The following is a 9,216-nucleotide window of genomic DNA, read 5'->3' on the forward strand; positions in this document are numbered from 1 at the left end:
CCGTCGCCGTCTACTCCGATGCCGACCGCGACAGCCTGCACGTAGCCATGGCCGACGAGGCCGTACATATAGGCCCCGCGCCCTCGCGCGAAAGCTATTTATGCGGCGATAAAATTCTCGCCGCCGCGCTTAAAACCGGCGCCCAGGCCATTCACCCGGGCTACGGCTTTTTGTCGGAAAACGCCGGCTTCGCGCGCGCCTGCAGTGAAGCTGGCGTGGTATTTATCGGCCCGCCCATTGGCGCAATCGAGGCCATGGGCTCCAAGTCCGCCGCTAAATCCATCATGGAAAAAGCCGGCGTGCCCCTGGTGCCCGGTTACCACGGCGAAGACCAATCGCCCGCACTGATCAAACAACACGCCGACGCCATGGGCTACCCGGTGCTGCTCAAAGCCGCCGCCGGTGGCGGTGGTAAGGGCATGCGCCAGGTGTGGAACGACAAAGAATTCAACGCCGCGCTCGATGCCGCCAAGCGCGAGGCCATGAATGCCTTTGGCGACGACACCATGCTGGTGGAAAAATATTTAACCCAGCCGCGCCACGTAGAAATTCAAGTGTTCTGCGACAACCACGGCAATGGCGTCTACCTGTTTGAGCGCGATTGCAGCGTGCAACGGCGCCACCAGAAAGTGGTAGAAGAAGCCCCAGCACCGGGCATGGAGCCGGCGCTGCGCGCGGCCATGGGCGACGCAGCACTCAAGGCCGCCCAAGCCATTAACTACGCCGGCGCCGGTACCGTGGAATTTTTGCTGGATATCGACGGTTCCTTTTACTTCATGGAAATGAACACCCGCTTGCAGGTGGAACACCCAGTAACCGAGATGATCACCCACCAGGATTTGGTGGAGTGGCAATTGCGCGTGGCGGCCGACGAGCCCTTGCCACTGTCACAGGATCAACTGCGCATAGATGGCCACAGCTTTGAGGCGCGCATCTACGCCGAAGACCCCGACAACGACTTCCTACCCGTCACCGGCACGCTCAGTTACTTGGATGCGCCCGAAGAGGGCGAATTTGTACGCGTGGAAACCGGCGTGCGCCAGGGCGATGACGTCAGCGTGTATTACGACCCGATGATCGCCAAACTGGTTGTCTGGGGTCGCGACCGCGACAGCGCATTGAGACGCCTACAAAAAGCGCTGAGCGAGTACCGCATCGGCGGCATGACCACTAACCTGGGTTTTTTGTACAATTTGGTGAGCACCGAGCCCTTCCGCGCGGCAGATCTGGATACCGGCTTCATAGAAAAACACCAATCCTTGATCTTCAAAAAAGACGCCGGCCACCTCGACCGCTACCTGCCGCTGGCTGCACTCTATTTGGCACTTAAACAAGCCCAAGATGCACAGGCTCTGGCACCGGCCAGCGACCAACACTCGCCCTGGAACGCCGCCGACCACTGGCGCTGCGACGGCAGCCGCAAACACACCTTCGCTATCAACGTACACGGTCAAATTCATACTCTGCGAGTAGAGCAGCTGGGCGATGGCGGTGCGCGCCGCTACAAGGTCACTCACGACGGCCACACCACCACGTTGCAAGGCACCTTGGCGGGCAACCACATGATTGCCGACATGGACGGCCACCGGCAAAAGCTGCAGGTGAATGAAGACAACAACCACATCAGCCTGTATTGCTACAATCATGTGCTGGATTTCAGCCGCGTCTTGCCCGACACGGGCGATGCGGCCGAACAGGACCAGGCCGGTGGCTTAACCGCGCCCATGAATGGCACCCTGGTGGCCCAGCTAGTGGACGTTGGCATTGCCGTAGAAGCCGGCACGCCGCTACTAGTAATGGAGGCCATGAAAATGGAGCACACCATCAAGGCACCGTGCGATGGCACCGTCAAACAATTTTATTTTGCCGACGGCGAACTGGTAGACGGCGGCGCGCTGCTGGTGGATTTTGAGGCCAGCTAACCCGAGAGAACCTATGAACGATTTCGTAAAAATTGTCGAAGTGGGCCCGCGCGACGGCCTGCAAAACGAAGCGCAACCCATCGATGCCGCCCACAAAATTGCGCTGGTCAATGCGCTGTCTGAAGCCGGTTTGCAGGTTATCGAGGCCGGCAGTTTTGTGAACCCGAAATGGGTACCGCAAATGGCCGGCAGCGAAGCGGTGTTTGAAGGCATCGTGCGCAAGCCCGGCGTCAGCTACGCCGCACTCACGCCCAACCTGAAAGGCTACGAGCGCGCCATCGGCGTGGGCGCCAGCGAGGTGGCGATTTTTGCCGCCGCCTCCGAGGCCTTCAGCCAGAAAAACATCAACTGCTCCATCAGCGAAAGCATCGAGCGCTTTGCCCCGATTATGGACGCCGCCCGCGCCGCCGAGATTCCCGTGCGCGGTTACGTTTCCTGTGTGGCGGGCTGCCCCTACGAAGGCGACATAGCGCCGGCGAAAGTGGCCGAAGTGGCAAAGCAATTGTACGACGCAGGCTGTTATGAGATTTCGCTCGGCGACACCATCGGCACCGGCACGCCAGCCAGCATTGAGGCGGTTATCAACGCCTGCGCCGCCGTGGTACCCATCGAAAAACTCGCCCTGCACGCCCACGACACCTACGGCCAAGCGCTGGCCAATATCTACCGCGCCATCCAATTGGGCGTGCGCGTATTCGACAGCTCGGTGGCAGGCCTGGGCGGCTGCCCCTACGCCAAGGGCGCCTCCGGCAATATAGCCACCGAAGACTTGGTGTATATGCTCAATGGCTTGGGGCTAGAACACGGCGTGGATTTACACAAACTTGCGCAGGCAGGCCGCGATATTTGCGCAGTACTGGGGCGGGATTCGCAATCGAAAGTAGCGCGGGCGCTCGCGGCTAAGTGCCAATAGAGTAAACCAATCGCTATTCACGAGCGGAGGTATGTTTCAATGCCTCTCGCTCGCTTTTCTTCAAACCCTTCACGATTAAGTCATACGAGTTATGCACCTGGGCACGCACAAAATCCCAATCTAGCGAACCATCCAACACCAGGGTATTCCAGTGCTTTTTATTCATATGGTAGCCGGGCAGTACCGCGGGAAACTGATCCCGCAGAAACTCGGCCTCTACCGGATCGCACTTCACATTCAAGCGCATAGGATCGTCTTGCCACGCCAACAGCGCAAACATCTTGCCGCACACCCGGTAGACCAGCACATCCGGGCCAAAGGGTGTGTCTTCAGTGGCGGCTACTTGATCGAGAAGTAGCGTTTGCAGTTGTTGGAGGTTGGGTTGATGAGTCATTAATATCCTAAAAATTTCCGTAAAAAATATTTAGAAAGGATTATGCACTATTACTTTTATCTAACTGACAGTGTTTCGTCCAGGATGTTTATTACCCACACTATTGGAAACTGGATCGGCGCACAAGTAGATAACAAACGATCAATCCAATAGATAGCATAAATAAATTTGCAATACTGTTTTCTGGGCCACCGCCACCGCCATTCAGCCAACTCTCTCCAGTGGGAATAAGACGAGCAACTAAGGCCTTAGCATCGACAGCTACACCGGTAATGGGAATTTCAAAACCACAACCAATAAACCAGTTCCAGCCCGCATGCCACCCCATAGCCGACCAGACATTACGCGTATAGAGCACCAACATACAGGCAAATAGAGAAAACAGAAAGGAGCCCAGCGCCACATACCACGCGGCGTCTGGTTCAAAATGAAGCAATGTAAAGAGTGCGGAGGAAAGCAATATCCCCAGCACAAGATTCGACTTACGCGTGATTGTAGATAGCAACCACCCCCTAAAGAGCAACTCTTCTGCACTCGATTGAACGCCAAATGCCAAAAGAAACAAGGCAATGACGCCAAGGTCCATCGCAGAGACCCAGGCCGGAAAGAAGGTCTCTACCTGATACCCACCGAGCAACCCTATCGTCAGCACCAGCAACCCACCCATGCTTATACCCAACAGCATATAGCGCGGAAAGGTGTAGGCAAAACTATGCCACATCAAACCAACAGTAGACAGCGGGCGTTTTTCAACCCTTGACGTCCATAGGCATACCACGAGCGCCATTACACTAAATGGAAATAACAAAAACAAGAGCAGGCCCATGGCACCGGAGAAATCGCCGTCAGGCGAAATATAGCCTAGCTTCGTGAATAACAAGTCAAATGGTAGTATTGACGCCATGATAAATACAATACCAAGCACAGGCGCCAGCGCAACCCAGGGAATCCAGCCCTGTGCTGCGGCTGGGGAATACAACTCCGTTTTTTGCATTATTATCTTCCTTTGAGTTGGCACGCTTGAAGGCCAAACGATGCAACATTGCGCCTTCGTGCTTGTGAGTAGTGATACACCTGCAGTGAGAGTACCATAGCGCTCACGTAATTTTATGCCATCGCTCGTACATTACCGTCGCTTTAACCCACACGACTTAATCAAATGCATGAATGTTTTAAATAATGCCAACACAAAAGATTAGATTTGCTTGAGAAATAGGAGTTAACCAACCCAATCTAAGCTGAATTTATGCTGACCAATTGTTTACTACATTAATCAACACTGCCTACCGCTTTTCAAACATCCACTTATTGACTTTCAAATACGCCACCGCCAATGCATCACTCTCAATAAAGCCAAAAATCTTGAACAGCTAACTTCAAGATGTCGTACACAACTTTTTACATTCACTGCGATATCAAAGACCTAAACCTTCAGCCAATGACGCAGTGTCTGACTTAGATATTTGCGCTACGACTGGCCTCCTGACAACCCTTTGTTTTTGATCTCCAACGGCCCCTTTACTGCGATACATAGCAGCCAGCATCAGCAAGGCGCTTGGATTTGATGGGCCTTTGTTCGCTGATCGCCAGAAGGACGTAGTAATTATTGATTTAAAAGTGCCTCTAACCAACGAACAAGCGACGAAGTAGCTCGGGTATCAAAATTTTGTTTATTGGGTATGTAGTAGCACAAATCGGACTTTATTGGCGCCCTCTCCAACGTCTGTAACTGTTGGGTTTTCAAGAGACTTTGGACTAGCGTTGTCGAACAAAACACCAACCCATTGCCCGCCAGGGCCTGCTGTATACCGAATATCTCTTGATCATAGCTCTTCACTAAATATCGTGAACTGTCTAGCCCATGGCTCGAAAACCACTCGGGCAAGGGTGGCGCTGGCAGGGATTTGTTTTTCCATGCTGTGGAATAAACCGTTACCTGGGCCGAATCGGCAGAGCGCGCTGCGGCCCCAGGGGTACCAAATAGATTGAATGACTCGGTCTTTATTAGCTCATCCGGATCGATGTGCCTAGCATCGCCCAAACGAATTGGCAGAATGTAGGCTTGGCTGTCTACCGACTCGCCTGTCAGTATCTCTACGTCAATATCCGGATACGCTTGGAAAAAGTCCTGCAAGGAGGGGATTAACACCATCGCGGCCAGCGATGAGGTTGTGCTAATCCGCACGGTACGGCCTGCCTTGGCAACGTCGTCTAGGGCATTTTCGATACACCGAAACCCTTCCGAGGTAGCAGCGGCAAGCCGGCGGCCAGTTTCGGTGAGCACAATGCGCCGCCCCTGCCGGTGAAATAGGTCTACATTTAACCGGCTTTCTAGCTTGCTAATGTGGTGAGAAATGGCAGTTGGCGTCAACGACAACTCCTCTGCCGCCAACTTAAAGCTCCCCCTCCGTGCGGCAGACTCAAAGGCCTTAAGGGCTTGTAGCGAAACCTGCAAGAGATGTCTCCAGTGGTTGATAGTAGGCTCAATATAGATGAGTCCAACTCATCTGATAATGTATTTTGTTCGTTTTTATTCTGTTAGGAAACCTTTCACACTGACCAGGTCAATGACTAACCAGGAGAAAGAGCATGACTACATTACTGCATGTGGATGCGAGCGTAAGAGCGGCCAGCAATCCAAACCCCAATCACAATTCCATATCGAAGACTATCGCCCGTAAATTGGTGGCAACATGGAAAAAACACCGACCGCACGATGACTATATCTATCGTGACGTAGGCACCAACCCTCCGCGCTTTATCACACAAGACTGGATTGGCGCAGTATTTACGGCCGAATCCGAGCGTAGTCAGGCCCAAAAATCCTGCTTATCGCTGTCAGATGAGCTGATAGCCGAAGTCACAGCAGCGGACACCATTATCATTTCGTCGCCAATGTACAACTACGGCATGCCCGCCCAGCTAAAAGCCTGGATTGATCAAATAGTACGAATCAACAAAACCTTTGACTTCGATCTAGCCAGAGGTGAGTTCCCTCTACAACCCACACTAACGGGGAAGACCCTCGTTCTGATCACATCCTGCGGTGAATACGGCTTTGAAAAAGGCGGCATCAGAGAGCATGCGGGGCATCTTATTCCCCACCTACGAACCGTAAGTAAATACCTGGGTGCGGAAATAATTCACGAAATAGCTGTGGAATATCAAGAATTTGGCGATGACCGGCATCGGCGTTCTGTCGCGAGCGCACTGGACAAGGCCGAGCAATTAGCGAGCAAGCTAAGCGCCAACGCAATGAGCGCAAGTTCGGCGCAAACGCCTATCACTGCATAGCCAGCCAAATGGGCTTCTAGAGAACTAGAAATACCACGGGAAAAATAGCCCCAGAAAACTCGAAAGTCTGGGGCGAACTATTTCGCTAAAGAATGGGGGAGCAACCTTTGACTTAACGTCAGGATGCCTAGCTAACACTGCCTAAGGATTGTAAGCAAGGGGTATCTATCGTAATTTTCCTTTATACTTTCTCTATACTGGGCCTCCTTAAGAAACGGGATTAACCGTTCATTAAAGTGGTCGCAGGTCAGTTCGTCCGGCGCAACGCATTGTTAATCAGCCTCTCTTTGCTACACGCCAGCAACGGGAAAATTGCAATTTCCAGAGACATTATCAAGATTAAGCGGGTTATAGGGTAAGATACCAACCTGCATTAGAGCGAACGCATAGGCGCAACAGGGGTTATGCATCTTACCTAGATCCTTACCCGAATGATCTTCCTTCTCGTACAAAGCGGTAAATTCAACCGCGATACCAACATGCTCGTAACCAATTCCGCTCGCAAAAAGACGGGGCGCCATAACCAAGAGCAGCAGCAAGATTCTTGACAAGTTTTTCACATTCCTTCCGTGTCCAACGCCTCGTTAAGAGTCAAATAATGGTTGGCTTAAACAATCGGCGCAGGAGCAAAGGCCAACTGTGATTTACCCTACTTTAACGACATGTCATATGCAAAAACCCATAGGCTAGACTAAAACATTGTGTTTTCGTTTTTAGCATTTTCTGGAACTGGCTGCCCTACGCCCCAATGCTCTATAATCATGCCATTTTTCATTCGAAAAATATGAATAAGAACAGCTCCAAGAGAATCTGGCGTGCGCTTTACATGAAGGTGTAACCAAACGAGATCACCTTCAGAAGCGCCTCGTTTAATAGACATCGAAAGCTTCGGGTATTCTTTATATCGACTTAAGAATAGGCTGAACAATCCTTCTCGGCCACCGCTTATATGAGGTGAATGCTCAACAAAGTTATCGGAATAGCACTCAGTTCTTAAAATATTTATTCTTTGCAAGGGCTCAAGATCATTTCTACTTTCTAATACTTCCATACAGTATATGGCTTTGTTTAGGTTAGATTCCTCTAAAGCAGTTCTTTTGACTTCATCAGCATTAATTTCAGTAGTTAGAAAAAGCGCTAAGGGTATTAAAATTAAGAGCCTAATTTTAGAGTTCATATATTCCCTTTAAATTACAAAAAGTTAAATTTGACGTCGCGTTCACCCGCACCCAAAGCGGAGCGGATTTTGTGTTGAAATGAAGAGAAGCAGAGAACACATAAGGCGCAGAACTTTGGGTGTCGGCATGCAGCGCTTTGTTAGGTCTTCAGCTTTTTAGGGATTCAAACTCAGACTGTATATAATAATAGGTATTTTTCATAAATACCCATCATTACGTCATCATATTTTTCCTCATGTTCGGAATTGTAATTTTCCTCTTCGTCGTCAGTAAAAGGGTACATTAAAATAGCTTTTGATATTTCTATATCAGCCAAACGAAGTAATAACTGTGCGTCAGCCTCATCAATTGCCAAGTATTCAGAACTATCTAAGTCAACATTTTTAAATACATGAGACAAAGCTTCGTACCCTTGATTAAACACAATGTCACCTAGCTCTTTGATTAGCTCGTTTGGCAGATAAACACTTCTTTTAGACATACTTAAATCGCCTCAGCTTCTCTGAAAGCACCGGGATACTCCTCAATAATTCGACCGGTTCCCTTCTCTATTTTCACTTTAGCGGGCTTGAGTTTGCCCGCCAAAACTCTCAACTTTTCAGAAAACTCAGCCAGCGACATTTTACGTGAGACATTCAAAAGCGGATGAGTGAAGTCTTTAACATTAAAAACCAAGCCTTCAGGCAAACTTTCTCCCCTTGGTAACACCCATCTCTAATTCATGTTCGGGATCGTAGATTATCGATACGTCCTTTGTTCTTGGGCCACTGGCACGTAATATTTTTGAATCGGATGAATTACCGCCACCACGATATATGCCGCCCACTCCTGCATAAAACTTCCATAGATCATTAGGCTCTAAAATCGTGTATTACTATCCTCTAATTTTCTCTTCATATTTCCTCCATTTGTGAAGAACTTTCAACTCGGCGCCCTAACGAGGCTGTAGAAAAACAGTTTTAAAATTCACTTATCCACAGCTCCTTTGAATTAATTTTACCGATCATAAAACAAACAGGTACGCTTTACCTAATCTTTTCTTATGCGTACTTTTTACATAGGAAACAAGTTTTCTGTGGATAACCCGCCCTACCAACCTATCGAGCTGTGTTTCATGAGCTTTTCGGTGTTATGCACCATACTGAACAAGCGCCATTGGCCTTGAACCTTCTCTTTTCCGCACAACGAGAACCGATTTAACCCCTTTTTTGTACCGATATTCCCAAACACAGGCTCGACTACGGACATGCGATGGCCATAAACTCGTTTGCCAAATTGACTATCCACCCGCTTTTGCATCCAGTAGGTTGCGGATCTGTGCGCATTTACAGTAAACGACACCTGCCGACCATGACCTTCGCGTGTGTCCGCCTTCGATGGATTTCGCATGCATTCATATTTACGTGGACAATGGCGACAGTCGGTTAATCTACCTTCGAAGCCAAGCTTGAGCTTTCCACTACGATCTTCATGTTCGTGATGCAGCCACATAGCCTTACCCATAGGACAAACACA

General features: G+C 50.1%; 11 protein-coding genes. 3 read left to right on the top strand and 8 right to left on the bottom strand.

Features of this window, described 5'->3' with window-relative positions; genetic code table 11:
* Together ACW8F6_RS07490 and ACW8F6_RS07495 are read left to right on the top strand one after the other, a co-directional pair.
* A partial coding sequence (locus tag ACW8F6_RS07490) for an acetyl/propionyl/methylcrotonyl-CoA carboxylase subunit alpha (protein ID WP_491575231.1) occupies window positions 1-1,922 on the top strand: 1,922 nt, incomplete at its 5' end.
* A gap of 13 nt (window positions 1,923-1,935) precedes the next feature.
* Window positions 1,936-2,835, top strand: a complete 900-nt coding sequence (locus tag ACW8F6_RS07495; protein WP_491575232.1) for a hydroxymethylglutaryl-CoA lyase — start codon at window positions 1,936-1,938, stop codon at window positions 2,833-2,835.
* A 13-nt stretch (window positions 2,836-2,848) separates the two neighbouring features.
* Here the strand turns inward: ACW8F6_RS07495 and ACW8F6_RS07500 are convergent, their stop codons facing one another.
* From ACW8F6_RS07500 to ACW8F6_RS07510, 3 genes are all read right to left on the bottom strand, one after another.
* Window positions 2,849-3,229: an MmcQ/YjbR family DNA-binding protein gene (locus tag ACW8F6_RS07500; RefSeq protein WP_491575233.1), complete on the bottom strand. Its 381-nt coding sequence runs from the start codon at window positions 3,227-3,229 to the stop codon at window positions 2,849-2,851.
* 100 nt (window positions 3,230-3,329) lie between these two features.
* Window positions 3,330-4,223 (bottom strand): CPBP family intramembrane glutamic endopeptidase, encoded by an 894-nt coding sequence (locus tag ACW8F6_RS07505; RefSeq protein WP_491575234.1) that lies wholly within the window; start codon window positions 4,221-4,223, stop codon window positions 3,330-3,332.
* Between the two features lie 609 nt (window positions 4,224-4,832).
* Window positions 4,833-5,684 (bottom strand): LysR family transcriptional regulator, encoded by an 852-nt coding sequence (locus ACW8F6_RS07510; RefSeq protein WP_491575235.1) that lies wholly within the window; start codon window positions 5,682-5,684, stop codon window positions 4,833-4,835.
* A gap of 134 nt (window positions 5,685-5,818) precedes the next feature.
* Between ACW8F6_RS07510 and ACW8F6_RS07515 the strand changes: the two genes are divergently transcribed.
* Window positions 5,819-6,523 (top strand): FMN-dependent NADH-azoreductase, encoded by a 705-nt coding sequence (locus ACW8F6_RS07515; protein WP_491575236.1) that lies wholly within the window; start codon window positions 5,819-5,821, stop codon window positions 6,521-6,523.
* A gap of 290 nt (window positions 6,524-6,813) precedes the next feature.
* Here the strand turns inward: ACW8F6_RS07515 and ACW8F6_RS07520 are convergent, their stop codons facing one another.
* The 5 genes from ACW8F6_RS07520 to ACW8F6_RS07540 all read right to left on the bottom strand — a co-directional run.
* Window positions 6,814-7,083: a hypothetical protein gene (locus ACW8F6_RS07520; RefSeq protein ID WP_491575237.1), complete on the bottom strand. Its 270-nt coding sequence runs from the start codon at window positions 7,081-7,083 to the stop codon at window positions 6,814-6,816.
* 131 nt (window positions 7,084-7,214) lie between these two features.
* On the bottom strand, window positions 7,215-7,700 hold the full coding sequence (locus tag ACW8F6_RS07525; protein ID WP_491575238.1) for a nuclear transport factor 2 family protein: 486 nt from the start codon (window positions 7,698-7,700) through the stop codon (window positions 7,215-7,217).
* 170 nt (window positions 7,701-7,870) lie between these two features.
* Entirely contained in the window at window positions 7,871-8,182 is a 312-nt protein-coding gene (locus ACW8F6_RS07530; RefSeq protein WP_491575239.1) for a hypothetical protein, read from the bottom strand.
* Window positions 8,183-8,184: 2 nt separating this feature from the next.
* Window positions 8,185-8,388 (bottom strand): hypothetical protein, encoded by a 204-nt coding sequence (locus ACW8F6_RS07535; protein WP_491575240.1) that lies wholly within the window; start codon window positions 8,386-8,388, stop codon window positions 8,185-8,187.
* 402 nt (window positions 8,389-8,790) lie between these two features.
* Window positions 8,791-9,216, bottom strand: a 426-nt coding sequence (locus ACW8F6_RS07540; RefSeq protein WP_491575241.1) for a transposase, incomplete at its 5' end; no start/stop codon positions are given.

Source organism: Simiduia sp., from assembly GCF_058345725.1.

Excerpts from the sequence above, each read along its gene's own strand:
- ACW8F6_RS07495 (WP_491575232.1), top strand. The coding sequence starts at position 1,936 with ATGAACGATTTCGTAAAAATTGTCGAAGTGGGCCCGCGCGACGGCCTG.
- ACW8F6_RS07530 (WP_491575239.1), bottom strand. The coding sequence starts at position 8,182 with ATGTCTAAAAGAAGTGTTTATCTGCCAAACGAGCTAATCAAAGAGCTA.
- ACW8F6_RS07515 (WP_491575236.1), top strand. The coding sequence starts at position 5,819 with ATGACTACATTACTGCATGTGGATGCGAGCGTAAGAGCGGCCAGCAAT.
- ACW8F6_RS07525 (WP_491575238.1), bottom strand. The coding sequence starts at position 7,700 with ATGAACTCTAAAATTAGGCTCTTAATTTTAATACCCTTAGCGCTTTTT.
- ACW8F6_RS07505 (WP_491575234.1), bottom strand. The coding sequence starts at position 4,223 with ATGCAAAAAACGGAGTTGTATTCCCCAGCCGCAGCACAGGGCTGGATT.
- ACW8F6_RS07500 (WP_491575233.1), bottom strand. The coding sequence starts at position 3,229 with ATGACTCATCAACCCAACCTCCAACAACTGCAAACGCTACTTCTCGAT.